Raw genomic sequence first — 25,508 nt, 5'->3', positions numbered from 1 at the left:
AAGGGGTAAGCCCGTGAATTTTTTCCATTTCTTTCAGCGTTGGTTGGCTCACGATCCACTGGGCACGAACCATATCGTAGCCGCCGTCCTGGCGGTGGCGCTCATTTGGGTGCTTTTCGAGCGGTTGGGGGCTGAGACGCGAAAATTTCGTTGATCGGTTGCCCGAGGGCGATCGACTGCGGCCGGCCCAACGGGTCGACGATCCGCGTTTCGGCGTCGATTCCCATGGCGCGATAAAGGGTGGCGGCGACGTCGTCGGGAGTCACCGGGTCATGGGCAGGATAGGCAGCCCAGCGATCGGATTGACCATAGACAGTGCCGCCGCGGACGCCCCCGCCGGCAAACAGCACCGTGTAGCAGTGCGGCCAATGGTCGCGGCCGGCGGCGTCGGCCCCCGCGCCGCTGGTGATCTGGCCGAGTTTCGGCGTGCGGCCGAATTCACCCATCGCCACGACCAGCGTCTCGGCCAGCAGGCCGCGTGCGTCAAGATCTTCCAGCAACGCCGAGAAGGCCCGATCGAAATACGGCAACAGCGACCGCTTCAAGAGCGGAAAGTGCTGCCGGTGGGTGTCCCACGATTGATCGAACCGCCGGCCGGTGCCCACCGTTACCAGCCGCACGCCGGCTTCGACCAGGCGGCGGGCCAGCAGCAGGCACTGCCCCAGGTGCGGCAGGCCGCCAAACTGCCGGGCTTCGCGCGAACGATCGGTCCGGTCGGGCAAACCGTAACGGCGGCGGAGCGAGTCGGACTCGCCCGACAGGTCGAATGCCCGGCGGGCCTCCGACGAAGTCAAAAGCTGGAAGGCTTGGCGATAATGGGTGTCCATATCGTCGAGCGGCGCGTCGTCAGCCAGCCGGCCCAGCCGTTCATCCAACAATCTCAGCAAGCGGTGCCGGCCATCGAGCCGTTCGATGGGCACTTCGGCGGGCAGTCCGAGACCGGGAACCTGAAAGCCCGACACGCTGGCGTCGCCGGTCACCAGGGGATCAAAGGCGGCGCCGAGAAAGCCGGCCCGTTGTCCCGGCAGGTCGTAGCCGTTGTTCGACATGATCTCCGGCAGATGGACGAATGCCGGCAGCCGCCGCTCGACCGGCAGTAGCCGCGACAGCACCGCTCCGAATGGCGGAAAGTTGTCGGGCTCGTCGCGAATGATGAGCTGACCGCCTTTGACGGGCGAGCGGCCTGTGAGGGCGTAGTAGCTGCCGGCGTTATGATCGACCACCGCGTGATGCACCGAGCGCACCAGCGCAACATGGTGCATCTGCTGCGAGAGCAACGGCAGATGTTCGCACACGTGGATGCCGGGCACAGAGGTGGCGATCGGTTCGAACTCGCCGCGCACCTCGGCCGGGGCGTTGGGCTTCATATCCCACAGGTCTTGATGCGCCGGACCGCCTTCCAAAAAGAACAGGATGCACGATTTTGCCGGCCGCCGATTTGCGGCGCCGGGGGCGCTGGCGCGCAGCAGTTCGACCAGATTGAGGCCGACGAGCCCGAGAGAGCCCCAGCGCAGGATCTGCCGGCGAGTGGTCATGGCAATGGGGTGGTGGATGCCGTGGGTTGTGTTGGCCGAGAGTCTAGGCTGGTCGCGTAACCATAGGCGCACCAAGCGCCATAAGCGGTGCAGGCGGAAGCGATCAAGGCCGACAGTTGATATTCGCGAATAAAGAGCGGCCAAACGCCGATCGCCGCCCACCAGTCTGGCTCGCCGTTGCGTGTGTTCCAGTGTAGCCAGCATGTCTCGGCGATGAAGAATGCCAGGCAGGTGCCGATCACCTGGCTGACGCCGGCGATTTTGCTTGGCCCCCGCGTGATCTTGTGCGACACGTAGCCGGCCAGAGCGCCGCAGGCGGCCAGCGACAGGGCGCCGAATTCGCCGAAATGGCTGATGCACCAGCCGCACGCCAGTCCGCCCACGAAGGCGACTACCAGCGACCAGCCAAGGGCGATCGATAGCAGCCCTGCGCCCGGCGACAGCAGGCCTGTTTTGGACGAGGAGTTAGGATTGGGTTGAGCAGCGACAGACATATCCGCCTCATTCCTATTGAAGCGCCCCCAACTCTCCCTCACCGTTGATCTTACGTCCCGCCGCCGCTAGCATCAATCTTTGTGGCTATACCCGCGCGCTGCCCCGTTTTTTCGAGGTACATCGCAGGCTGTAAGTCGCCTCGGCGGAGGACCGCTGCTCGGCGCGGCGATCGCCGGATCGAATAACCTTAGCTCGACTGAATGGGAAATCGCCATGAATACGTTGCTCTCACGAATCACGCTCGATCCGGCCGTTTGCCATGGCAAGCCGTGCGTCCGCGGACTGCGATATGCGGTCGAAATGCTCTTGGAGCTGCTTAGCTCTGGGATGACGTTCGAGGAACTGCTGAGCGATTACCCCGATCTTGAGCGCGACGATCTCCTTGCGGTTCTGGCCTTTGCGGCCAGGCTCGCGCAAACCAAGCGGTTGCAGCGCGTCGACTCATGAGGTTCCTGGTCGACGCCCAGTTGCCGCGGCCAACACGATCAACGGCGATGCATTGACAATCCAGATCTCGCTCACCCGCGCGACTCCGCGACGATTTCCTCGGCTCCATACTGAAATGGCGAGACATTAAACCGCGCGAGCTGGTCCAGGAACTCGCGACGCGAGAGGCCGGCGATTTCGGCAGCACGACCTTGAGAAATCAATCGAATCTCGTACCATTTCACCGCCGCCGTCAGGCGCATCTCCGCCGCAAAGGCCGTTGGCTCTTTGCCCAAGCCGGCAAGTGCCCCTTCGGGCAGATCAATCGTTAGTCGGACCATGGACCGTCTCTCTGAAAACCGCGCCCCCCCACCAAGTAAAGCTTCGCCGAACCCGTTCCCATTTTCACACTAACCCGAAGCGCAAGCGAGGTTTTGCCGCCTTTTCACGTTCCTCGCTGGCGCTTCGGGTTGGTGTACGGGGTCCGCGTACCGAGTTCGGCGAAGCTTTACCCCACCAAACTCGCAACCCTCCCGCACCGTTGATCTTACGTCCCGCCGCTGCTAGCATCAATCTCTGAGGTCGCCCGGCACCGGCGACCGGCCAAAAAACGGAGGTTCACCGCATGCTCCAACTCACCGGCAAGGGATCCACACAGACCTGCGACGGCCTGACGCGCCGCGACTTTCTGCAAGCGGGCACGCTGGGCGCCCTCGGACTGTCGCTGGCCGACCTGGTGGCCGCCGAGGCCCAGGGCAAGGTGGCGCCGGGCCACGACGACCGCTCGGTAATCATGATCTTCAACCTCGGCGCTCCGAGCCAGATCGACACCTGGGATCCGAAGCCCGACGCACCGGCCGAAATTCGCGGTCCCTTCAAACCGATCAAGACCAACGCGCCGGCCATCGAGATCACGGAAATCTTTCCGCGGATGGCCCAGCATGCCGACAAGTTCTCGCTGGTGCGAAGCTGCTTCCACACCGCCGCCGCCGTTCACGACACCGGCCACCAGATGATGCAGACCGGCCGGCTGTTTACCGGCGGCATCAACACGCCGCACGCCGGTTGCGTGCTCAGCTATCTCCGCGGACGCAAAAGCGACCTGCCGGCGCATGTGATTTTGCCCGAACCGATGGGCCGCACCGGTGGCAACATGCCGCACGGGCAAGACGCCGGCTTTCTGGGCAAGGCGCACGACCCGTTCGCCCTGATGGCCGATCCTTCGCAGCCGAACTTCAAGGTGCCCGACCTGCTGCCGCCGGCACAGATCGGCGAGGCCCGGCTCGATCGCCGCCGCCGCTTGCGGAGCATCGTCGACGATCAGGTCAAAAACTTCGAAGCCAGCGACAGCGCCCAGCTTCTCGACAGCAATTTTCAGGCGGCCTTCCGCTTGATGACCAGCACGCAGGCCCGTGAGGCCTTCGATCTCTCGAAGGAGCCGCCACAGGTGCGCGAGCGTTACGGCATGACGCGGTTCGGTCAAAGCTGCCTGTTGGCTCGGCGGCTGATCGAGGCCGGCGTGCGGTTCGTGACCGTCAACACGTTCATCACGGTGTTCGACGAAATCACCTGGGACATTCACGGCTCGAAGCCCTTCACGTCGATCGAAGGCATGCGCGACATCGTGGCCCCGATGTACGACCAGGCATACTCCGCCTTGCTGGAAGACCTGACGGCGCGCGGCATGCTGGGCAATACGCTGGTTTGCAATCTGGCGGAGTTCGGCCGCACGCCGCGCGTGAACCCAGCGGGCGGCCGCGACCACTGGCCGCAGGTTTGGACCTGCTATTTCGCGGGCGGCGGCGTGCAAGGCGGGCGGGTGGTGGGCCGCAGCGATCCGATCGGCGGCGTGCCGGCCGAGCGGCCCGTCGAGCCGGCCGAGATCGTCGCCACGATCTATCGCAGCCTCGGTCTCGACCTGGAAACCAAGCTTCCCGGCCCGCAGTCGCGGCCCTTCCCGCTGGTCGATTTCGGCAAGCATGAAATCAAGGAGTTGTTCTAACGACGGCCCAAGTCTTTTCTGGCGCGCTGGCCCGTTCGCCATCCACGGTCAAGCAAGCAGCCCACCGGAAACAGTTGTGGGGTGGCATGCGCCGAAATGGTGCTGCGGGCCAAGAATGTTAGAATTGAGGGAAAGGCCGCCGAGATGCTGAGTTCCGCCTTGAGCGAGTTGAGCGTCGCAAGCAAAGGCCTTACTATTGGACGGATTAAGATGACTCTCGACGACGCGTCGATGACCATCGGTGCGGCGATTCGGCTAGGTTTTTCAGTGAGGGAGACCTACGCTAATGGTTTGACCAATCCGGTGCCCCAGTTCGCCGAGCAGGCGTTTTTGATGGCGATGGTTGACGAGGTGGGTCCGCGGCACCCGGCAATTGTACCCGTTTTTTTGGATGCGGACGGCCTAGGGCATGCGGTCGTGGTGGACAAAGTTTTTCAGCGAATACGTGGCAGCGGAGAGTTCGTTGTGTCGCTGCGCGACCCAGCCACGGGAACGCGGCACGTGCCGCCTTGGGAAGAGTTTGCTGAGGCGGCCGGTTCCGCCGTCATGAGGGTTGGCGCGATCGTGACCTTGGCAAAATAGGGCATAACAAAAATGGCAACCGCAGTCTCGACGCTTGAAGACGCCGAAAAAATGTTCCGCGACGTCGGAATGTTTGCTCTGGTTTTGCAGGAAACACTGCTCTTCCTGGGGCACCTTTCGAACGACACGAAGGCGGAAAGCATTTCCGTCAACGGGCAGCAAATCAACGTCATTTGCTACCCATGCGATGGGCGCCAGGGAGAGGACGTCTTGATCGCCGATCCAAGCTTTGTCGAGAACGTTGATGGGCAATGGCAGTTTCGCAACGATCCACCGGCAATCTTTGGTGGCATCAACCCCTACGCTGTGCGGCATCCCACTGATTCGCTTGACTCGGCCATCGAGGTCGCCTGGAACTATTACTTCGGCGAGCCGGTGGTGCTCGAAGGCTGGATCATTCCCATTCACCGGCACCCGGCGTGGGACGTCAACGCGATCCGTGCGGCGTGGGAGCGGCAAACCGCTCTGACGGCGGACGAATGGAAGAAGAGGCTGAACGAGGATTTAGCTGCATTGCAACGCCACGATCGGGCTTCAGACCCTGAGCCAAATTTCAACCCGTTCGCGTTCTATCACCTTACGTCGCCTCTAGCGCAGCGGCACGGTATGCACTTGCGGATGGACTGCGGCGAGGTGTGCCGTGTCGAAAGTTCTGCGTCATCAGTATTCGCTGCGCGAACCACAGCCAAGGGGCCAGTTCAATGACCTTAAGGTCCAGTTTGCCAAGATGCTTCTCGCCAAAGGCCATGAGACGCAAAGCTAAATAATGGAGGAGAACATGACACTTTCTATCCACACCGGCTTCATCAGGCTGTTGCCCTTTGTTCATTACGGAGGTCCTGATGAAGCGTTGGCACGAAGACCGCAAGGTCGCTTATCGTGAATGGAAGAAGCATCGTCGCATCCACGTCGAAAGCAACCAATACCGCAACCGCGTCGGGGTGTCGGCTTACGTTGTTGAATGTGAATGCGACGAACAGGTTGGCCGTTTTCGCAAAACGGACGCTTATGACTGCGGCAATCCGCAGTGTTGGATCTGTCACGGCGACAAGTACCCGAGACGGTCGAAGCACGAGCAAGAGATCAAGTCCGAGGTTTCGTTTTGGGAACAGTTGAGGGAACTTCATGAGGAGAACGGCACAGTGGTTTCGTGAACCAGGGGCGAGAATCGACACAATGCCCATCTTAAGCAACGTTCCGTTCCAAGCACTGGCGGTAATGTCCGCATTGATTGTCAGTTCTTGGTGGGCGGTGCCCACCCTACGCGCGGACGAGGCGCTGGTGTTGCTGCCGGGCAACGTCAAGCTCTCCGGCTCGCAGGCGTATCAAGCGCTGCTGGTCGAGGAATCTCGTGGCGGCCAGTTCGTCGGGCAAGTTGCCGATGGTGTGACGTTCGAGTCGAGCAATCCGCAGGTTGTGACGATCGACGACGGCGTGGCCCGGCCGATGGGAAACGGGCAAGCGACGATCACCGCCAAAGTCGGCGAGCGGTCGGCGACGGCCGCGGTGACCGTCAGCGATATGGAAAAGCCGTTCCGTTGGAGCTTTCGCAACCATGTCGAAAGCGTGTTGGCCAAGGCTGGCTGTAGCTCGGGAGCGTGCCATGGAGCACAGGCGGGCAAGAACGGCTTCAAACTCTCGTTGCGTGGCTATGACCCCGAAGGCGACTTCAACACGATCACGCGCCAGGCGCGCGGCCGACGCATCGTGCCCAGCGATCCGGGCCGCAGCCTGATCCTCACCAAGCCGACCGGCGCCGTGCCGCACAAAGGCGGCCTGCGGTTCCGCGTCAATTCGCTGGAATATCGCGTGCTGGCCGATTGGATCGCCGCCGGCACGCCGCCGCCCACGCCTGACGATCCGCGGCTCGTGCGATTGGAAATCTTGCCCGCCTCCTCGGTGCTGAAGCCCGAGATGAAGCAACAGCTTGTCGTGCTGGCGCACTTCAACGACGGTCACACGGAAGACGTCACCCGCTGGGCGAAGTTCACGTCGACCAACGAGTCGGTGGCCCAGGTCGGCGAACTCGGTCAGGTCAAGGTCATGGGCTACGGCGAGGGGGCGATCACCGCCTGGTATCTGAGCCGCGTCGTCACCGCCACGATCAGCTCGCCCTATCCCACGCCCGTTGCGGCCGAAGTGTTTGCCAAAGCCGAGCGGCGCAATTTCATCGACGAGTTGGTGCTGGCGAAACTGGCCAGTCTCAGTATTCCACCTTCGCCGCCCGCCGGCGATCGCGAGTTTTTGCGGCGGGCCTATCTCGATACCATCGGCGTGCTGCCCACCGCCGAGGAAAGTCGGGCCTTTTCGAACGACGCGTCGGCTGACAAGCGCGACAAGCTTATCGAGTCGCTCTTGCAGCGGCCGGAGTTCATCGATTACTGGGCCTACAAATGGTCGGACCTGTTGCTGGTCAATAGCGAAAAGCTCCGTCCGCCGGCGATGTGGGCGTACTACACCTGGATTCGCAATCAGGTCGAGGCGAATACTCCGTGGGACGAGTTCGCCCGGCAGGTGGTGACCGCCAAGGGAAGCACGCTGGAGAACGGGGCCACGAACTTCTTCGTGTTGCACCAGGACGCTCCGGACGTGACCGAGACGACGACGGTGGCCTTCCTGGGCATGTCGGTGAATTGTGCCCGCTGCCACAACCATCCGCTGGAGAAATGGACGAACAACCAGTATTACGCGATGGCGAACCTTTATGCCCGCGTGAAGCTCAAGGCCTCGCCCGGCGAAGGCAACACGATCGTTTTCGCCGCGACCGACGGCGACCTGCTCCAACCGCTCACCGGCAAACCGCAGCCGCCGACTCCGCTCGACGGGGAGCCGCTGGCCATCGACTCGCCCGACGACCGGCGGCAGCACCTGGCCCGCTGGCTGACTTCGCCCGACAATCCGTACTTCAGCCGGGCGATCGCCAATCGCGTATGGGCGAACTTTTTCGGCGTCGGCCTGGTGGAGATGGTCGACGATATGCGGCTCACGAATCCGGCCAGCAACGAAGAACTGTTGAACGCGGCGGCGAAGTTCCTGGTCGACCATCATTTCGACCTGAAATCGCTGATGCGGGCGGTGCTGCAATCGAAGACTTATCAGCGCAGCAGCCAACCGCTGGCCGAGAACAAAGCCGATGGCCGCTTTTACTCTCGCTATTACCCGCGGCGGTTGATGGCCGAGGTGTTGCTCGACGCCATGTCGCAGGTGACCGGCGCGCCGACGCAGTTCGGCGACTATCCGCTCGGTTGGCGGGCGATGCAATTGCCCGACGCGAACGTCAACTCGTATTTCCTGCGGACGTTCGGACGTCCCGAGCGGGTGATCACATGCGAGTGCGAACGGACGTCCGAGCCGACGATGGTGCAGGTGTTGCACATCTCCAACGGCAACTCGCTGAACGACAAGCTGCAGGCAAAAGGCAATCGCATCGAGCAGCTTTTGGCCGCCAACACGGCGGACGACAAGTTGATCGAGGAGCTTTATCTCAGCGCCCTATCGCGGCCGCCGACCGACGACGAGAAGTCGCGAGTGCTCGGCGTGTTGGCCGAACCGGGCCAGGACAAGCGGCAGGTCGTGGAAGACCTTTACTGGAGCGTGTTGAGCAGCCGAGAGTTTTTGTTCAACCATTAGGATGACACCCAAGGAGGCCGCCGAGATAGTTCGCAGAGGACAAGGGCCAAGAGGCATCGACCGGATCGACCGCCCGAAGATCACGGGCGAGCAGTGGCACGCTCACCTGGGTCCAGGTAAAGGCAGTCCGGCAGTCAATCAAGATGGAACTTGGAAGCACAAAAACGGCCTGACGAAGAAACAGAGAGAGTTCCTACGAGCAGCAGGTTGGAAGGTATGATTTCGTCGCCGATGAGAACGCAATTTGAATCGGTACTGCGCGAGCAGCACCTCCTGGACGACCTCTCAGCTTTCGCGGATCCTGCGTATTTCGATGAGACGCCTCTCTATTCGCGCTATCGGCAGGTTGACTTCTTGAAGCGATACGGTGACGAGAATCTGCTGTTGATTGAATTGGCGCTTGGCTATCTGGATCGGGTAGCCTCCGCCATGCAAGGCGACCGGATCGCGCGGTTCGCCGCAATCACGGTGATTAGCGATGATGGCGGTAAACATCTCGTCCCGCAGATTTTCGTCTGCAACGGTGACGTCGAACACCGGCTTGCCGGCCTGCAACTCGTTGAACCATCAAGCGTCTTAGGGAAACAAGTCAAAGAACTGGTCGCGCAAGCAAGGCCCGGCGGCGACTTCGGCGTGTATGACGATCGCGCCACGGTTCCGGGCGACGTAAGAGTATTCGTGGGCCACAAGTCGCCGCCGCACGGGTTCATGGCTGTGGCCCATCTTGCGGCCTCCTGGGCGGAGGAGACGCAACGGTGACGTCCGCACACTCCGCTATCGATATCAGCAAGTTGCGTTCGTTCGTCTCACAAACGGAAGGACTGCCTTGCTGGCGGGCCTACGCGAGCGCGGGTAATTCGCCGGGGATCTGTCTCGGAGGAAGAATTCGGCGCTCGGTGGCAGATTCAATGCAATCTCATCCGCGCTGGAAGCATTTGCCTCCGGATAGCGATCGCTTCTTTCGAGCTGAGGGCACGTAATGGTGGGTCCGGGCGCGTTATGCAGATATTCGGAAAACGTAGATGTCTAGCGAGGATATTGTGATTGCTTCCAAGCGCTTATTGGATTTTGGTCGTTGGACTTTAGACTTTGGACTGAAGTTCGCCTGCGCTCTTTTTGCCTTCATCCGAGCCGTCGGCGCCGCCGCCCCGCCCGACTACAACCAGCACATCGCGCCGATCTTCAAGCAATACTGCCTTGGCTGCCATAACGCCAAAGATGCCGAAGGCAAGCTGGTGTTGGAAAGCTACGAGACGCTGCTCAAAGGCGGTGAAGGCGGCGCGGTGCTGCTGCCGGGCAAGAGCGATCAAAGCCGGCTGGTGCTCATGCTCGAAGGGAAGATCGAACCCGTCATGCCGCCGGAAGACAACGAGCGGCCGAAAGCGGAAGAGATCGCCTTGGTCCGGGCATGGGTCGACGCGGGGGCGAAAAATCCCAACGGCCAGCCGCCCGACCCCACGATGCTGGTCACACCCAAAGTCGATTTGCTCGCGCCGGCCCGCAAGGTGATCAACGCCGCGGCGGTCAGTCCCGACGGCAAGCTGGCTGCCCTGGCCGGCTACCGCGAAGTGCGGCTGGTCGACACGGCCAGCCGAGCCACGCTTCGCACGCTCGCCGGCCATCGCGGCAGCGTGGCCGACGTCGCCTTTTCGTCCGACGGCGCGAAACTCATTAGCGCCGCCGGCGAGCCGGGCCTGTTCGGAGAGTTGAAGCTGTGGAACGTCGCCGACGGCGCTCTCGTGCGGACCATCGTCGGCCATCGCGATTCGCTCTATGCGGCCGCGATCAGTGCCGACGGCAAGCTGATCGCCACTGGCGGCTACGACCAGGACATCAAACTCTGGGACGCCGCCACCGGGCAAGAAGTCCGCACCATCACCGGGCACAACGGCGCCGTGTTCGATCTGGCTTTCAGTCCCAACGGCAAGCTCTTGGCCAGCGCCAGCGCCGACCGCACGGTCAAGCTGTGGGACGTGGCCAGCGGCAACCGGCTCGACACCTTCGGCCAACCGCTCAAGGAGCAATACGCCGTTGTCTTCAGTCCCGACGGGCGGCGCGTGGCGGCCGGCGGCGTCGATAACCGCATTCGCGTCTGGAATCTGAGCGACTCGGCAAAGGAAGGAACCAACCCGCTGGCCATCACGCGCTTCGCGCACGAAGGGGCGATCATCGAACTGGCTTGGTCGCGCGACGGCAAAACGCTGGCCAGCTCGGCGGAGGACCGCACGGTGCGGGTCTGGAATGCGGACCAGGTCATCGAGCGGCTCTCGCTCGTCGCCCAGCCCGACTGGCCGGCCGCGTTGGCACTGACCGCCGACAACAAGACGCTGCTCGTGGGCCGCCTCGACGGCTCCTTCGCTTTTTATGACGACACCAACGGCCAGATGATTCCGCCGCCCAAGCCCGAACTGGCCGCGCTTTGGCCGCGCGGCGTGCAGCGAGGCACAACCACCCGCGTGAAGCTCACCGGCAAATATCTCGTGGGGCGGCCTTCCCAGGCCGTCAAAGATCCGGTCCATGACGGGCCAGAAGCCCGCCCCACGAATGGTCTTGCCGGCACACTTCGCATCGAATTCAACCACCCGAAGCTGCAAGGCAAGGTCGTATCGGCTGAAACCGAGCGGGCCGACGAAACGTGGGTCGAGATCACGCCGGCCGCCGATTTGCCGCGAGGCTCCTATCAGGTCGGCATCGTAACCGAGGGCGGCAAGAGCGGCAGCATGCCGATCGAGGTCGACGATCTGCCGCAGGTGGCCGAAACCGAAGAGAACAACTCGCCCAAGAACGCCGCGGTCGTCGCCTTGCCGGCGGGAATCTGGGGAACGCTCGCCGCCCGCGGCGACGTCGATCATGTCGCCTTCGAGGCCAAGGCCGGGCAAACGATCGTTTGCGAACTGGCGGCCAAGAGCCTCGGCTCGGCCCTCGACGGCGTGCTCACGCTGCTCGATCCGGCGGGCGAAGTCGTGGCCGGCAACAACGATTTCGACGGGCGGCAAGATCCGCTCGTGGCCTACACGGTTCCGGCCGACGGCCGCTACACCGTCCGCATCAGCGACCTGGCGTTGACCGGCTCCGACAAGCATTTTTATCGCCTCTCGGTCGGCGAACTGCCCTACGTCACCGCCTGCTATCCAGTCAGCGTGCCTGCGAATCAAGAGGCCGAAGTCGAGCTGGTCGGTTACAACGTGCCGCCGGGCACGCGCCTCAAGCTGCCTGCCGGACCGCCCGGCGACCGGCCCGTGCCGATCGATACGAATCGCTTCCGCGTCGGCCGGCCGCTGAACGTGCTGGCCAGTGCCGCGTCGGAATTGGTGGAGGCCGAGCCGAACGACGCGGCCGACAAGGCGACGCCCATCGCCGTGCCGGGCAGCGTCAACGGCCGCATCGCCTCGGCGGGCGACGTCGATCTGTTTCGCTTCGAGGCCAAGGCCGGCCAGACTTGGATAATCGAGACGGAGGGCGAACGGCGCGGCTCGCCGATCGACACGCGATTGGACGTGCTGGATGCCAAGGGTATGCCGGTCTTGCGGCTGTTGCTGCAAGCGGTGCGAGACAGCTACCTGGAGTTCCGCGGCATCGATTCCAACAGCGGCGGCTTGCGGCCAAAGAACTGGGAGGAGATGGAGATGAACGAGTTCATGTATGTGCAGGGCGAAGTCTGTCGCGTGTTCCGCATGCCGCAAGGCCCCGACTCGGAACTCGCCTTCTATCAACTCGGAGGCCGGCGGCGGAATTATTTCGACACCAGCCCGACGAGCCACGCTCTGGGCGACTCTTGCTACACGGTCGAGCCGCACCCGCCCGGCGACAAGCTTGTGCCTAACGGCCTGCCGGTCTTTCCTCTTTACTATGCGAACGACGACGATATGGAGCGGAAGCTCGGCCGCGACTCGCGACTGACGTGTACGGTGCCGGCCGACGGGGCGTACCTGGTGCGTGTCAGCGACGTGCGCGGTTTCAGCGGCGACCGTTTTGTCTATCGGCTGACAGTGCGCGGGCCGAAGCCCGATTTCGAGGTCCGCCTGGCCGACGTCAACCCGACCGTGGCCCGCGGCAGCGGCCGCCGGCTGTCGTTTTCGGTCGATCGCCACGACGGCTTTGACGACGACGTTACGATCGAAGTGGCCGGGCTGCCCGCCGGATTCGCCATCTCCACGCCGGTCGTGATTCAGGCCGGTCACGTGGAAGCCCGTGCGGTGCTCAACGCCACGGCCGACGCCGCGCAGCCGCCGCCCGAAGCCTGGCAGCAGGTGAAGATCAAAGCCAAAGCCCAGATCGCCGGACAAACGGTGACCAAAGAGGTGAACGGCCTCGGGCAGGTGAAGCTGGCCGACAAACCAAACTTGATCGTGCGGCTGGAGCCGGCCGACCTGACGATTGCACCGGGCACAACCATCACGGCCACACTGAAGGTGGATCGCAACGGCTTCAAAGACCGCGTGCAGTTCGACGTCGACAATTTGCCGCACGGTGTGATTGTCGACAACATCGGGCTGAACGGCGTTTTGATTCCCGAAGGCCAGGATGAGCGGCAAATCTTTCTGACCTGTGCCCGCTGGGTGCCCGACATCGATCGCAAGTTCTATGCGTTGGCCAACAACGCCGGCGGTCAGGCCTCGCAGCCCGTCACGCTGCACGTGCGGCGGCCCGGTCCGCTGGCGAAGAAATAGTCGGCCATCGAGAATACGCCCATCCGTTTTATCCGGGTTTTTTCCCTCTTTTACGGCCATGCTGGCGTGCCTAAGAATTGAGCAGCCGAACCGCGCGGCGGTCCAGCGCGGCACCTCGGCGCACGGCTTTTGCAAATTTGCAATAGCCGGTCAAACACGGCGTTTTTTAGCATTTCGTACCTATTTGGAGGGCAATCCGCGCGACTGCCTAATCTGTACGCATGCGGCTATTTTTGTGCATATATATTAGGCAATCGTGGATAAAGATGAGGGATGAGAGACGAGGGACCGGAATCAGCCAAGCGGTGGACGAGCGCATCGCGAGAGCCATGCAAGCCAATGGCCGTGCAAGATGAGTGATGAGCCAGCAGGGATGAACCGCGCTCAAAGAGACGGATGACAGAAAAACCACCTGACAGAAAAATGAGCCAATGGCGCCTCGCTCGACGGCCGCGTTCCCCATTTTTCTGCCAGGTAGTTCTTCTGTCAGCATCCGCGGCCGAAAGGTTCCGTCACGGCGGAGCGTGATGCCTACGATACGTGCCCAAGCCAGTCGGCGAGTAAAGTGCAAGAAGGCAGGACCGGACCACCGCGGAACGCCCCTCAACGCCCAACTCGCGACTTTATTTTGGCCATCCCTCATGCCTCATCGCTCATCCCCTCTTCAGAGCTACGAGATGATGAAATCCCTCGGGTTTTTCTCGCTTGTGCAAATTTGCACGAACGAGGAGCGCTCTGTGGGGAACGCCCTCTGTGGCGTTCCGCGCAGCGCGGTCGGCGCCAACCCGCACGACCTCGGAACGCCACGGAGGGCGGTCCCTACAGAGCCGCCAGACCTCGGAACGCCACGGAGGGCGTTCCCTACAGAGCCGCCAGATGGTTCCGCGCTTGTACAAGTCAGCGTCGATGCTTCCTCGAATCGCCGCAAACCACGGGCCTCGAACAACTTAGATGGCCCAGACGGCGCGCTTGATTCTTGTTTTTCACAAGCAAACCGGCCCCCTGAACCCTGAACCCTGAACCCTGAACCTCGGAGAACCCAACACCATGCCCAAGCGAGAAAAGGCGCAGACACCTGCCAACCGGACGACGGCGGACGAACGGCCGCCCAGCCAGCGCGATTGCGGAATCTACGAACAACACATCCTGCGCCACGACCCACACACGTGAATTGGCCGCATCGGGTATCGAACGCGTCTATTTCGCCGTCATCGGCCGCGGCTTCCGGCACGACGATCTCGACAAGCTCGCCCGGTTCATGACCGGCACGCCCATTCGCGGCGTCGTGTTCATCGAAGCCGAGGCCCTGATGCGGCTGGTCAACGAGAGCATCGGCAAGCGGCGCGAGTTCCGGCTGGCCGAAATCGACCGACTTCTGTTCGGCAATAAAATCATCGAGTGAATCACTACTACCACAAAGCGCGGTCGGTCAGCAAAATGGAACTGATGACGCTTCCTACCAATATCGTGCGGCTTTCCATCGCTCCCATCCTCGGATGGTGGCTCGTCGTGCCGCTGGCCGTCGTGCTCCTGGCGCTGTTGTTTTTCGGCCCGGCCCGCGATCGGACGAACCGCCGCCGACGCGCGGTGCTGGCCTTGCTGCGGCTGCTGGTGATTCTGCTGGTGATCTTCGCCATGCTGCGGCCGACGCTCGTCTGGACCAAAATCACCAAGCAGGCCGCCACGCTGCTGGTTCTGCTCGACCACTCGCGAAGCATGCTGGTCACCGACATGGTCGGCAAAAAAAGCCGCTGGGACGCCGCCCAGGCCGCGTTGAAAGAGTCGCTGCCGGCCTTCGACGAGCTGGCAAAGGATTTGGAAGTCCGGGTATACGAGTTCGACGAACAGGCACGGGCGGTCGATTATGAGCCGGGCAAGCTCGATCTGGGCGGCGTGCCCGACGGAGTGCAAACGGCCATCGGCTCGTCGATGGACCAGGTGCTCAAGGCCCAGGCCGGCAAACGTCTGGCCGGCGTCATCCTGCTGAGCGACGGCGCCCAGCGGGCCTACGCGCCGCGCGATCTGCCGCCGCAAATCCCCGTGCGGCGGATGGCCGATCTCGGTTATCGACTTTATGCCGTTCCGTTCGGCCAGGGGCGCGGACCCGGTCAAACGCGCGACGTGGCCCTCGACGAGCTGTCGGTGCCCAGCGGCGTGTTCGTCAAAAACCCGCTACTCGCGTCCGCGTCGGTGCGTTTGGACGGCCTGGAGAACCAGGTCGTGCCGGTGCAATTGTTGGTGGAAACCTCGCCCGGCAAAATGGAGGTCGTGGCCACCAAGCAAATCACGGCCCGACAAGACGGCGAGCGGATCACGGTTGAGCAGCAATACGTGCCGGAAGTGCCCGGCGAGATCAAAGTCACGATCAAGGCGCCGCCGCAACCCGGCGAGCTGCTGACGACGAACAACGAAATCAGCACGTTCGTCACCGTGCGCAGCGGTGGGCTGAACGTGCTGTATCTCGAGGGGAATTGGTCCGCCGAGCAGAAGTTCTTGCGCTGGTCGCTCGACACGTCGCCCGACATCCACGTCGAGACGCTCATGATTCGGGGCGACAAACCGCAAACGCGGCCCGCCGATCTCGCCGAAAAGCTCGTGGCCGGCAACTACGATGTCTATCTCATCGGCGACCTCGATTCGCAGGTGTTCAAGCCGGAAGACCTCGATTCGTTGACCAAGGCCATCGAACGCGGAGCGGGCTTCATGATGCTGGGCGGGCTGCACAGCTTCGGACCCGGCGGCTACGGCAATACGCCGCTGGTCGATGTGTTGCCGATCGAGTTCGACCGGCTGGAACGGCAGAACTTCGGCGAAAAAGTCCGCGAAGACTTGCACCTGCCGGGACCGCTGCGGATGGTGCCCGCGAAGCAGGGACTGCGGCAGTACGTGATGCAGCTTTCGTCGAGCGACAACGCGGGCGCCTGGAGCCGGTTGCCGCCGCTGACGGGGGCCAACCGCTTCAGCGGACTCAAGCCGACGGCCAACGTGCTGGCTGAGTCGCAAGGCGGGCAACCTCTCTTGGTGGCCGGCGATTATGGCAATGGCCGCGTGTTGGCCTTCGCCGGCGACAGCACCTGGCGGTGGTGGATGCAGGGGCACGAGAGCGAGCACAAGCGGTTTTGGCGGCAGGTCATCCTGTGGCTGTCCCACAAAGACGAAACGACCGAAGGCGCCGTGCAGATCAAGCTGGCCCAGCGGCGCTTCATGCCCGGCTCGCGGGTCGACTTTTCCGTCGGCGCCGAAACCGCCGAGGGCGAGCCGGTCACCGACGCCCAGTTCAACGCCCACGTGTTGACGCCCGACGGTCGAAAAATCAACGTGCGGCTGCGGCGGGATGGCGAGGCGAAAGGCCACTTTTCGGGCACGTTGCTCGAAACGCAAGCCGTGGGCGATTACACTCTGGTGGTGGAAGCGGCCCGCGAGCAACAACCGATCGGCACGGCCAAAGCCCGGTTTCTCGTGTTCGAACAGGACCTGGAGCTCAACAATCCCGCGGCCGACGTAGGCTCTCTGGAAAGCCTGGCGGCCATGACGTCGGGCAAGACCGTGGCTCCCGAACAGCTTCCGCGGTTGCTGGACGAGATCAAGGCGGGCACGAAAGAGTTGGAGATCGAAACCCAGACCAAGGACACGCTGTGGGACAACTGGAAGTTTTTTTTGTGCTTTGTCGGCTTGTTGGTGTTAGAGTGGTTTCTAAGAAAAAAGTGGGGCCTTGTGTAGGGTGGGACCAGCGAGCTTGCGAGCGCCGGCCCACCATCGTCGTAATTTTGGATTTTGGATTTTGGATTTTGGATTGACCATAATCGAAAATCCAAAATCCAAAATCCAAAATCGCGTGGGCCGGCGCTTGCAAGCTCGCTGGTCCCACCCTACGCCGTTTATGGGTGCCGAATGTTCCGTACTAACATCCTCTGCCTCGTATTCCTGTGTCTTTGCTGGGCCGCGCCGGTTCTTGCGCAACCCTCGCCGAGCGCTTTCAAGCAGCTCGACCGCAATGGCGACGGCAAGATCACGCGCGACGAGTTCCCCCGGCAGATTGCCCGGCTGTTCGATCAGATTGATGCCAACGGTGACGGTGCGATTTCGCCCGAAGAAGACGCGACCTTTCGCCGGGCCACCGCGCCCGGCGACGCGCCCCGCTTGCCGCCCAGCGTTCGTGGCGAGTTCAACCTGGCCTACGCCGGCACCGACAACGCCCACCAGAAGCTCGACCTGCTGCTGCCCAAGGAGCCTGCCAGCGAAGAGCCGTTGCCCGTCATTGTGTATATCCACGGCGGCGCCTGGCGCGACGGCGGCAAGCGCGACGGAATTGCGTTTCTGCGCCCCTCGGTGGCCAGTGGCAAGTATGCCGGCGTGACCATCGACTACCGGCTGACGAACGAGGCGATCTGGCCGGCCCAGATCCACGATTGCAAGGCCGCCCTGCGATGGCTGCGGGCGAATGCCAACAAGTACAACCTCGATCCAAAGCGGATCGGCGTGATCGGCGGCTCGGCCGGCGGGCACCTGGCCGCCATGCTCGGCGTCAGCGGGGGCGTCGATCGTTTGGAAGGCACGCTCGGCGGCACCACTGCCCAGAACAGCCGCGTGGCGTGCGTGGTCGATGAATATGGACCGACGGAATTGTTGGCCATGAGCGAATTTCCCAGCGACATCGAGCACGACGCGCCCGATTCGCCCGAATCGCGGCTGATCGGCGGCCCGGTCCAGGACCGCAAAGACGCCGCTCGCAGCGCGTCGCCCATCACCTACGTGTCGTCGGACGACCCGCCGTTTTTGCTGATTCACGGCACCGACGATCCGCTGGTGCCGTTCGATCAGTCGGAGCGATTCCTCGGCGCGTTGAAGGAGGAAGGCGTGGATGCGATGCTCATCAAGGTTCAGGGCGGCAAGCACGGCGGTTTTCGCAGTGCCGAGCTCGACCGCCGCATTCGCTTGTTCTTCGACAAACACCTTCGCGGCCAGCCGGAGATCGAGATTCCCGGCGATCCGATCGAGCCGGGCCAGAAGCGGGTCGAAGTGCGGCCGGGCGAATGACAGAGGGAGAAATGTAGGATGCAGTCCAGAGAACCCGATAGACTGGGGCGAGAGAGCTTCCGACGATTTTGGATTTTGGATTTTGGATTTTGGATTGACGGGAATCCAAAATCCAAAATCGAAAATCCAAAATCGCGATCCGTTCGCCGGCCCTTCCCTACGTGGGCGGTCATTCTCGCGCTTTTGGCCCTGATCGCTTGCCCGGCCGCGGCGAAGGAGCCGGCGGGCGTCTATGTCGTGCTCTGGTTCGACACGGAAGACTACCTTCTGCCGGCCAGCGACGACGCGGCCCTGCGGCTGGCACGATTTCTCAGCGAGCAAGACATCCGGGCCACGTTCAAGGTGGTGGGCGAAAAGGCCCGCACGCTGAAGCTTCGCCAGCGCTACGATGTGATCGACGCGCTGAAGAAGCACGAGATCGGCTATCACTCCAACTGGCACAGCGTCCAGCCCAGCCCGGCCATGTATCTCTCGGTGCTGGGTTGGGACGAGGGCGTCGCGGAGTTCGACCGTCGCGAGGGACCAGGCCGGGCGGACGTCGAGCGGATTTTCGGACAGGCGCCAAGCTGCTACGGTCAGCCGGGCAGCTCCTGGGCGCCGCAGTCGTTCGGCGGCATGCGGCGTTGGCAGATGCCGGTCTATCTCGACGCCGGAGGGCACGTCGGCCTCGACGACAAGCCGCACTACTACTGCGGCGTGCTTACGCTCTACCGGCTGGCCCACACCTTGCGCACCGGGCTGAACGCCGAAAGCGACCTGCGCGCGGCGGAAGACCGCTTTCAAAACGCCCGAGCGGCCTTGCGCGAGCAAGGTGGCGGCGTGGTGAGCATCTACTATCATCCTTGCGAATTCGTTCACAAAGAGTTCTGGGACGGCGTCAACTTCCGCCAGGGCGCCAATCCGCCGCGCGACGAGTGGAAGCTGCCGCCGCGGAAAAGCCCCGCGGAGTCGGCCCTCGCCTGGCGCAACTTCGAGGGCTACATCCGCTACCTTCGCGGCTTCAACGACGTGCGGTTCATCACCGCTTCCGAAGCGGCGCGGCTTTACCGCGACCAGGCGCGCGACCGCGAATTTGGCCCCCGCGACATCAAGACCATCGCCCAGCGTGTTTCCCGCGAGGTCTCGTTTCAGCGGCACGATGGCTTCACGCTGGCGGCGAGCGAAGTTTTCGCGCTGCTGAATCAATTTGTGGCCGAGAGCGGCGGTCCGGGCCAGGCGACGCTACGTTTGAAAACCTCGCCGCTCGGCCCCACCGGGCCGACGCCGACGCTGAGCGGCGACTTGACCGTCGATTGGTCGCAGTTCTCGCGGACGGCCAAAGACATGGCCGACTACGTCGAATGGCACAATCGAGTACCGAACGCCGTTTGGCTGGGCAGCAAGTCAGCGCCGCCGGAGAGCTACCTGGTTGCGTTGGCGGGCGCGGCCGCTGATTTGGCTGGCGGCGGGGTTCCGCCCGAGTCGGTCGTGTTGAAGCCTGCCCACCTGGCGGCGGAGCGGTACGTGGCCGACGACGGGCCGCAACTTTGGGGCTGGGTGATTTTTCCACCCGGCTTTCGTGCCCCGGCCATGATGGAGTTGGCCAAGCGACAGGCCTGGACCATCAAGCCGGCCTTGCTCCATGAGGAGTGATGCATGGCCGTGTCCGGCCGTCAAGGAGCGAAGGGATCAATCACTTTGAAGTACGGATCTATCGAAACCAGGGCCGCCTTGCCGCTTGTCGCTTGGCCCATGTTATTGAGCCGAGGACGCGTTGTTATGAAAATTCGTGTCCCGTCGGTAGCCGGAGAACTGAAAAGTTCTGCGCCCCTGAGAGGCCGATACTTCCAACGCAGCTTTCCGCTTGCCAGGTCCAGAACGTAGACCTGTCCCTCCCCCGCCGCAAAGCAGACCGCATCGCCGAGGATCAACGGATCCGAATAGATGGCCGTGGTGCGTTCATGGTCGGTTTCAACGTCGAACTTCCAAAGCAGTGTGCCCGTTAGACGGTTGACGCAATAAAAGCCGCCATCACATGAGCCGAAGTAGACGCGTCCGTCCTTGGCGGCGGCGCTCGATTCGATGCGGCTTATCGTTTCAAACTTCCAAAGGAGCTTGCTCGAATTGCGGGCGACGCAGTGCAACGACTTGTCTTGACTGCCGATGTACACGCGATCGCCGTCACGGAATGCCGCATGAAACACCCACCCGCCGGCCTGATAATCAAATCGCTTCGCTCCGGTAATGAGATCCAACCCAACGACTCGCGACTGGTCGAATAGACTAACGAAAACGAGTTTGTCGTCGCACATTGCGGCGGTGGGCCTCGCGGGTTTCCCTTCGAACCGCGCCCGTTTGCCGTCGGCGCCCGGCGGATCCTGGGGTGCATCGCTGAGAACATCAACCTTCCATTTCTGATCGAATGTGACCGCATCGTACGCCTCGATCATGCCGTCGAATCCGCCTAAGATAAGCAGCCTACGCTCCGGGCAGACGGCGAGAGCGCCATACCCCAAGCTCGATGGCTTATTCCAAGCGACTTTTCCATCGTCGCGCTTCAGCGCGACGACGCCGTCGAACTGCGCGAATGCATAAATATGCCGTTCGTCGCACTCCGGTCGCTCATAAATGCGGGCTGCATGTTGGTACTGCCATACCTCTTGACCGCTCGCCGAATTGAAGGCGTGTAACACGCCTGAGTCACTTCCGACGACGACCAGTTCCCCGGACACCAAAGGGTCGCTCAGTCCCGGATGTTCATCCGTATCTTCAAACGCCCACGCCGTTGCGGGTGTCGGCTCCGCTGCGGCAAGGCCGCCAATCGAAAGAATATGAAATAAGACCGACAGACCCGCGGTCTGAAGCTTTTTCATCGTCAACGCCCTTTTCTGATTCACCACAGGTAACCGCAATTTGCCGTACATTATCGGCGGCACAACGCCAGCCAGCGGCGATGCACACCTACTTTTCGAACTTCGGAATTTCCGGCGTCGGCAACTCGGCCAACAGCCGCTCGACGATGCCGTCGTTGGTCATCCCCTCGGCCTGGGCCTGAAAGTTGGTGCTGATGCGGTGGCGGAGCACCGGAATGGCCACCTTCTTGATGTCGTCGATGGCCACGGAGAACCGCCCCTCCATCGCCGCCAAGGCCTTGCCGCCGTGAATCAGGAACTGCCCGGCACGCGGCCCCGCGCCCCAATCGACCAACTCGCGTACGAAGGCCGGCGCGGGCGGATCGTCGTTCCGGGGCCGCGTCGAGCGCACCAGCCGGGCCACGTATTTGATGATATATTCGCTCACGGCCACCGAACCGACCAGTTTTTGCAGGTTCAAGATCGCCCGGCCGGATAGCACCTTGCGCACCTCCGGCCGCTCGCCCCGCGTCGTCGAAGCCAAAATCCGCTCTTCGTCGGCCAGGCTGGGATAGTTCACCTTGATGTTGAACATGAAGCGGTCCAACTGGGCCTCCGGCAGCGGATACGTGCCCTCCTGCTCGATCGGGTTTTGCGTGGCAATGGTGAAGAAGGGATCGGGCAGATTGAACGTCTGCTGGCCGACGGACACTTCCCGCTCCTGCATGGCCTGCAACAAGGCGGCCTGCGTTTTGGGAGGCGTGCGGTTGATTTCGTCGGCCAAGAGAATGTTGGTGAACACCGGTCCCTCGACGAACCGGAAGCTCCGCTTGCCATGCTCGTCTTCTTCCAGCACGTTCGTGCCGGTGATGTCGGAAGGCATCAGGTCGGGCGTGAACTGGATGCGTTTGAAATTGACGTCGAGGATGCGGGCCAGGGTGCTGACCATGAGGGTCTTGGCCAGCCCCGGCACGCCTTCCAACAGGCAGTGGCCACGAGTGAAAATGGCGGCGAAGAGCTGCTCGATGACGTCGTCCTGTCCGACGATGACCTTTTGCAATTCCTCCTGCATCAGGCGGCGGTGGTGGCTGAATTCCTGCAGAACATCGCCGAGGCTTCTCTGTTTCGGAGCGGTAGACAACGTAAATCCTTGATTTGAGGCGGAGCGTTGAGCGCCCTCGCGGTGCGAGCGCCTGGCTGGCATTTTATAGCCCACACGTCGCGCCATCAAACGCCCAAGTACTGTAGGAGACGATCAAGTGCCAACGTCGACATGGCAAGCCGTGATTCTCGATGATCTGCAATTGAGGAGCCAATCCGGCCCTCACGGTGCGAGCCAGTCATCCAAACGCAGGCCGGGGATGTGCTGGAAGTCCACCGTGTTGTGGGTCACAAGGGTCAGGCCGTGGACCAGTGCGACTGCGGCGATCATCACGTCTGGTTCGCCGACCGGCATGCCCTGGCGCAGCAATTGTCCTCGCCTCCTCCCGTATTCTTCAGCACATGAGGAATCGAAATCGAGGACCGCGACATCCAGGAGTAAGTCGCCGTTGATGAACTTTCAGCAGCGGCTTTGGATCGTCCCGCCGATAAGCCCAGGCGAAAAGCTCGCCCAGAACAATCGTCGGGACGAATAGCCGACCAGAATACTGCATGAAACGATGCGCAAGACCCGCCGGCCGACGAAAGTGGGCCGAACAAATATTGGTGTCCAGCAGGAAACTCATTCGGGAATCTCTCGCCGGCTGCTTCGCGTTCGGTCTTGGTATATCTCATCGAGGATTCGGTCATCCTCCTCCGTCCAATAGGGCGCCATAGCGCCCGCACTGCGAAGAATGCCCTCGCCCCATTTCTTCGTCGGCGCGACAACTTTCACCTGCACTACAACTTCCTGACCATCTGCCACCCCAAGCTCATCAGTCAGCTCGATCGTCTTTCCGCGGACAATTCCATGCAACGGTTTGATCATTTTCACCTCTCACCTGAGATGCTTGTTCGGTGCCTCATATAGTTTACCGCGCCACGTTGCCGCAGCATACGTGAGTATTCTGCTTGGCCGCATCGCGGGTCCGGGCAATTACGGCCAAGCTCTGCCCCAGCCACCGCCTGACTTCTCACGAAGTCAGCTACGGGCCGCCGGAGCGTCCGGCGGGGTGAAACGAAACCCGCGGCTCTGACTGAAAAACTTAATGGGGTTTTCATACACGACGCGGCGGATCAGCGACTGGGGATGGCCGCGCAGCCGCATCGCCAGGATGAAGTCGGGCACGGCCGTCGGCTTCGACGGTCCCCAGTCGCCGGCAGAATTCACCAGCAACCGCTCGGGGCCGTACATCTCGACCATGTCGACCGCGCGCTGCGGCGTACACTTGCTCACGGGATAGAGCGTCATGCCGGCCCAGAAGCCCGCCTCCAGCACGGGACGGATGGTATGCTCTTCGACGTGATCGACCAGCACGCGGCCGCGGTCGATGCGGCGGTCGCCGCAGAGCATGTCGAGGATCATCCGCGTTCCTTTGTATTTGTCTTCCAGGTGCGGCGTGTGTATCAGGATTTGCTCGTTCGTCTTGGCCGCCAGATCGAGGTGCTCCAGAAAGACGATCGACTCGTTGCGGGTGTTCTTGTTCAGGCCAATCTCGCCGATGCCGAGCACGCCGGGCCGGTCGAGGAATTCGGGGATCATGGCGATCACTTGCCGCGAGAGGCTGACGTTCTCGGCCTCTTTGGCGTTGATGCAGAGCCAGGTGTAATGTTGGATGCCGTACCAGCCAGCCCGTTTCGGCTCGAACTCGGTGAGCTGGTGGAAGTAATCGCGAAAGCCGTCGACGCTGCCGCGATCGAAGCCGGCCCAGAAAGCCGGTTCGCTCACGGCCAGGCAGCCCATCTTGGCCAGGGTTTCATAGTCGTCGGTGACGCGCGAAACCATGTGGATGTGGGGATCGATGTAATATGACATGTATTTCCCTCGTCGTGGATTAGTCGCTGGGAACGATGCCTTTTGCCCCAGCGATCTGCATGGGCAATCGAAACACGGCCGCCACACGGTCAGCCAGTTGTTGGGGCGTGGCGAACGAATCCGTGGGCGTGTAGACTGCCGTTAGCAGTTCGGCCAAGCGCTCGCCGATCCGCGCATTACAGACGTTTGCCGTGTCGTCCAAGAACCGCTTCAAATGGTTAAGGTCGCGGCGCGTCGGCGCCAGAATTTGCGGGGCGTCTACGTTTTCCTTCGTCCACAGCCGCATCTTGACGGCATCGGAATTCGTGATGACACCGACGTTATGCACTGCTGTGTGACGTATCTGCCAAATCAAGTTCATCGGCTCGAACCGCCACTGATGCTCCGCAGGTTGCTGGCTCTGCTTGGGAAAAAGATCGAACGACTTGCCGCCTATCTGGAATGGATCGGAGAGCAGCCTCCGGAATCGCTTGTTGATCTCTTCGCAGTCGAGCCACGTCGAAGATTCGCAAAGAGATTTGCCGAGCGTTGCCGCACCAAAATGCGATGCGATGGCGCTTCCCTGAATCGCAAAAACGTTAAAGCGGTCATCGACGATGAAGTCGGCGAGAACATCGACGCATTCTGCCGCGATCTCTTTAAGAAAACGCTCAAAGGTTGACGCCAGATTAACGAGGACCATTCCGTACAGTCGCCCGAGGTGGCGGGAGCCCACGGACGGTCGTCGCTCACCGTCGCGCACCGCTCGCTCAAGATATGCCAGAGAAACCCAGGTATCCGCACCCGTCCGCCAGTAGTGCAGAATCGGCGCTTTCGCCTCGTCCGGAAGCGGCTGAACGTGTTGCAAGACGTCTTTAATCTTTCGGGCGAGATCGATGGGTAGTCGCGGCATGGACTGCTCCTAGTTTGCCTTCGGTACGGTCTCTTCGCGAAACTGCTCGGCGGTTAGGCTGTCTTCGACAAGCAACCATTCGTGATTCGCGCCTTTCCACCGCAAGCTAAGGTATTTGTCATTGGATAAATCGGGCGGCAACTTCGAGCGATACAAGTCGCCGACGGAGCGTATTAATCGTGGCTCTACCTCATCGGCACGAATCAATTGCCCTCTTGCCTCGCTGTCAGCAGGTGATGCCTCGGCTATCAGAAAACGGTCGATCTTCCGGAGCTCAGCAGCAAGCTCGTCGGCGGGCGCAGGGAACGGCATTCTGCCCGTCAACAGGGGATCACCATCTACGTTCCACCAGGTTTCAGCCGCCTTCTCGTCGAGCCACTTGGCAAGTTCCATAGAGTGAATCTCGTAGTGGGGACCGTCTTCGATACTAGCCATTTCGTCCTCCTTATGCC

At 62.0% G+C, this 25,508-nt stretch carries 23 protein-coding genes; 13 read left to right on the top strand and 10 right to left on the bottom strand.

The window, feature by feature from the left end; all coding sequences use genetic code 11:
* Positions 1 to 101 precede the first annotated feature (101 nt).
* The gene (locus VNH11_09160; protein HVA46530.1) at positions 102 to 1,535 is read right to left on the bottom strand and encodes a DUF1501 domain-containing protein; all 1,434 of its coding nucleotides are present in this window, start codon (positions 1,533 to 1,535) and stop codon (positions 102 to 104) included.
* Positions 1,532 to 2,029: a hypothetical protein gene (locus tag VNH11_09155; protein HVA46529.1), complete on the bottom strand. Its 498-nt coding sequence runs from the start codon at positions 2,027 to 2,029 to the stop codon at positions 1,532 to 1,534. The genes VNH11_09160 and VNH11_09155 overlap by 4 nt, the downstream gene beginning before the upstream one ends.
* 214 nt (positions 2,030 to 2,243) lie before the next feature.
* Between VNH11_09155 and VNH11_09150 the strand changes: the two genes are divergently transcribed.
* Positions 2,244 to 2,477 carry a DUF433 domain-containing protein gene (locus tag VNH11_09150; GenBank protein ID HVA46528.1) on the top strand — a complete coding sequence of 78 codons (234 nt, stop codon included), beginning with the start codon at positions 2,244 to 2,246 and terminating at the stop codon, positions 2,475 to 2,477.
* A 71-nt stretch (positions 2,478 to 2,548) separates the two neighbouring features.
* Here VNH11_09150 and VNH11_09145 read toward each other — a convergent pair whose 3' ends face one another.
* The gene (locus VNH11_09145) at positions 2,549 to 2,797 is read right to left on the bottom strand and encodes a UPF0175 family protein (GenBank protein HVA46527.1); all 249 of its coding nucleotides are present in this window, start codon (positions 2,795 to 2,797) and stop codon (positions 2,549 to 2,551) included.
* A 284-nt stretch (positions 2,798 to 3,081) separates the two neighbouring features.
* Between VNH11_09145 and VNH11_09140 the strand changes: the two genes are divergently transcribed.
* The 12 genes from VNH11_09140 to VNH11_09085 all read left to right on the top strand — a co-directional run bounded on the left by VNH11_09140 (position 3,082) and on the right by VNH11_09085 (position 20,009).
* Positions 3,082 to 4,458, top strand: a complete 1,377-nt coding sequence (locus VNH11_09140; protein HVA46526.1) for a DUF1501 domain-containing protein — start codon at positions 3,082 to 3,084, stop codon at positions 4,456 to 4,458.
* A 96-nt stretch (positions 4,459 to 4,554) separates the two neighbouring features.
* A complete protein-coding gene (locus VNH11_09135) occupies positions 4,555 to 5,040 on the top strand; it encodes a hypothetical protein (protein ID HVA46525.1) in 486 nt (161 codons plus the stop codon).
* A 12-nt stretch (positions 5,041 to 5,052) separates the two neighbouring features.
* Positions 5,053 to 5,745: a hypothetical protein gene (locus VNH11_09130; GenBank protein ID HVA46524.1), complete on the top strand. Its 693-nt coding sequence runs from the start codon at positions 5,053 to 5,055 to the stop codon at positions 5,743 to 5,745.
* Between the two features lie 137 nt (positions 5,746 to 5,882).
* A complete protein-coding gene (locus tag VNH11_09125) occupies positions 5,883 to 6,194 on the top strand; it encodes a hypothetical protein (GenBank protein ID HVA46523.1) in 312 nt (103 codons plus the stop codon).
* 64 nt (positions 6,195 to 6,258) lie between these two features.
* Entirely contained in the window at positions 6,259 to 8,670 is a 2,412-nt protein-coding gene (locus VNH11_09120; protein HVA46522.1) for a DUF1549 domain-containing protein, read from the top strand.
* 231 nt (positions 8,671 to 8,901) lie between these two features.
* Positions 8,902 to 9,429 carry an Imm15 family immunity protein gene (locus tag VNH11_09115; GenBank protein HVA46521.1) on the top strand — a complete coding sequence of 176 codons (528 nt, stop codon included), beginning with the start codon at positions 8,902 to 8,904 and terminating at the stop codon, positions 9,427 to 9,429.
* Positions 9,430 to 9,692: 263 nt separating this feature from the next.
* A complete protein-coding gene (locus tag VNH11_09110) occupies positions 9,693 to 13,340 on the top strand; it encodes a pre-peptidase C-terminal domain-containing protein (protein ID HVA46520.1) in 3,648 nt (1,215 codons plus the stop codon).
* A gap of 1,047 nt (positions 13,341 to 14,387) precedes the next feature.
* Entirely contained in the window at positions 14,388 to 14,510 is a 123-nt protein-coding gene (locus VNH11_09105) for a hypothetical protein (GenBank protein HVA46519.1), read from the top strand.
* 1 nt (position 14,511) lies between these two features.
* Positions 14,512 to 14,742, top strand: coding sequence for a hypothetical protein (locus VNH11_09100; GenBank protein ID HVA46518.1), 231 nt, complete (start codon positions 14,512 to 14,514; stop codon positions 14,740 to 14,742).
* Complete coding sequence (locus tag VNH11_09095) at positions 14,739 to 17,060, top strand: glutamine amidotransferase (GenBank protein HVA46517.1); 2,322 nt, start codon at positions 14,739 to 14,741, stop codon at positions 17,058 to 17,060. The genes VNH11_09100 and VNH11_09095 overlap by 4 nt, the downstream gene beginning before the upstream one ends.
* A 171-nt stretch (positions 17,061 to 17,231) precedes the next feature.
* Complete coding sequence (locus tag VNH11_09090) at positions 17,232 to 18,377, top strand: alpha/beta hydrolase fold domain-containing protein (GenBank protein ID HVA46516.1); 1,146 nt, start codon at positions 17,232 to 17,234, stop codon at positions 18,375 to 18,377.
* A gap of 183 nt (positions 18,378 to 18,560) precedes the next feature.
* Positions 18,561 to 20,009, top strand: a complete 1,449-nt coding sequence (locus VNH11_09085; protein HVA46515.1) for a hypothetical protein — start codon at positions 18,561 to 18,563, stop codon at positions 20,007 to 20,009.
* Between the two features lie 20 nt (positions 20,010 to 20,029).
* On the opposite strand, the gene VNH11_09080 is transcribed toward VNH11_09085, so the two are convergent.
* From VNH11_09080 to VNH11_09050, 7 genes are all read right to left on the bottom strand, one after another.
* Positions 20,030 to 21,229: a PQQ-binding-like beta-propeller repeat protein gene (locus tag VNH11_09080; GenBank protein HVA46514.1), complete on the bottom strand. Its 1,200-nt coding sequence runs from the start codon at positions 21,227 to 21,229 to the stop codon at positions 20,030 to 20,032.
* 88 nt (positions 21,230 to 21,317) lie between these two features.
* Positions 21,318 to 22,280 (bottom strand): MoxR family ATPase, encoded by a 963-nt coding sequence (locus VNH11_09075; GenBank protein HVA46513.1) that lies wholly within the window; start codon positions 22,278 to 22,280, stop codon positions 21,318 to 21,320.
* A 252-nt stretch (positions 22,281 to 22,532) separates the two neighbouring features.
* Positions 22,533 to 22,745, bottom strand: coding sequence for a type II toxin-antitoxin system VapC family toxin (locus tag VNH11_09070; GenBank protein ID HVA46512.1), 213 nt, complete (start codon positions 22,743 to 22,745; stop codon positions 22,533 to 22,535).
* Between the two features lie 186 nt (positions 22,746 to 22,931).
* Entirely contained in the window at positions 22,932 to 23,177 is a 246-nt protein-coding gene (locus tag VNH11_09065; GenBank protein HVA46511.1) for a hypothetical protein, read from the bottom strand.
* A 153-nt stretch (positions 23,178 to 23,330) separates the two neighbouring features.
* Positions 23,331 to 24,164 (bottom strand): metal-dependent hydrolase, encoded by an 834-nt coding sequence (locus VNH11_09060; GenBank protein ID HVA46510.1) that lies wholly within the window; start codon positions 24,162 to 24,164, stop codon positions 23,331 to 23,333.
* 19 nt (positions 24,165 to 24,183) lie between these two features.
* Positions 24,184 to 25,056, bottom strand: coding sequence for a hypothetical protein (locus VNH11_09055; protein ID HVA46509.1), 873 nt, complete (start codon positions 25,054 to 25,056; stop codon positions 24,184 to 24,186).
* 9 nt (positions 25,057 to 25,065) lie between these two features.
* Positions 25,066 to 25,491, bottom strand: a complete 426-nt coding sequence (locus VNH11_09050; protein ID HVA46508.1) for a hypothetical protein — start codon at positions 25,489 to 25,491, stop codon at positions 25,066 to 25,068.
* Positions 25,492 to 25,508 lie beyond the last annotated feature (17 nt).

It is taken from the genome of Pirellulales bacterium, from assembly GCA_035533075.1.
Classification (GTDB): domain Bacteria; phylum Planctomycetota; class Planctomycetia; order Pirellulales; family JAICIG01; genus DASSFG01.
The sequence above is the reverse complement of the archived record's forward strand: the minus strand, read 5'-3'. Positions and strand labels throughout refer to the sequence as shown.

Coding starts and splice junctions, on each gene's coding strand:
- VNH11_09105 (HVA46519.1), top strand. CDS start 14,388: ATGCCCAAGCGAGAAAAGGCGCAGACACCTGCCAACCGGACGACGGCG.
- VNH11_09110 (HVA46520.1), top strand. CDS start 9,693: ATGTCTAGCGAGGATATTGTGATTGCTTCCAAGCGCTTATTGGATTTT.
- VNH11_09160 (HVA46530.1), bottom strand. CDS start 1,535: ATGACCACTCGCCGGCAGATCCTGCGCTGGGGCTCTCTCGGGCTCGTC.
- VNH11_09065 (HVA46511.1), bottom strand. CDS start 23,177: ATGATCAAACCGTTGCATGGAATTGTCCGCGGAAAGACGATCGAGCTG.
- VNH11_09080 (HVA46514.1), bottom strand. CDS start 21,229: ATGAAAAAGCTTCAGACCGCGGGTCTGTCGGTCTTATTTCATATTCTT.
- VNH11_09050 (HVA46508.1), bottom strand. CDS start 25,491: ATGGCTAGTATCGAAGACGGTCCCCACTACGAGATTCACTCTATGGAA.
- VNH11_09055 (HVA46509.1), bottom strand. CDS start 25,056: ATGCCGCGACTACCCATCGATCTCGCCCGAAAGATTAAAGACGTCTTG.
- VNH11_09145 (HVA46527.1), bottom strand. CDS start 2,797: ATGGTCCGACTAACGATTGATCTGCCCGAAGGGGCACTTGCCGGCTTG.
- VNH11_09125 (HVA46523.1), top strand. CDS start 5,883: ATGAAGCGTTGGCACGAAGACCGCAAGGTCGCTTATCGTGAATGGAAG.
- VNH11_09075 (HVA46513.1), bottom strand. CDS start 22,280: ATGCAGGAGGAATTGCAAAAGGTCATCGTCGGACAGGACGACGTCATC.
- VNH11_09115 (HVA46521.1), top strand. CDS start 8,902: ATGAGAACGCAATTTGAATCGGTACTGCGCGAGCAGCACCTCCTGGAC.
- VNH11_09140 (HVA46526.1), top strand. CDS start 3,082: ATGCTCCAACTCACCGGCAAGGGATCCACACAGACCTGCGACGGCCTG.
- VNH11_09135 (HVA46525.1), top strand. CDS start 4,555: ATGGTGCTGCGGGCCAAGAATGTTAGAATTGAGGGAAAGGCCGCCGAG.
- VNH11_09130 (HVA46524.1), top strand. CDS start 5,053: ATGGCAACCGCAGTCTCGACGCTTGAAGACGCCGAAAAAATGTTCCGC.
- VNH11_09155 (HVA46529.1), bottom strand. CDS start 2,029: ATGTCTGTCGCTGCTCAACCCAATCCTAACTCCTCGTCCAAAACAGGC.
- VNH11_09120 (HVA46522.1), top strand. CDS start 6,259: ATGTCCGCATTGATTGTCAGTTCTTGGTGGGCGGTGCCCACCCTACGC.
- VNH11_09090 (HVA46516.1), top strand. CDS start 17,232: ATGTTCCGTACTAACATCCTCTGCCTCGTATTCCTGTGTCTTTGCTGG.
- VNH11_09150 (HVA46528.1), top strand. CDS start 2,244: ATGAATACGTTGCTCTCACGAATCACGCTCGATCCGGCCGTTTGCCAT.
- VNH11_09060 (HVA46510.1), bottom strand. CDS start 24,164: ATGTCATATTACATCGATCCCCACATCCACATGGTTTCGCGCGTCACC.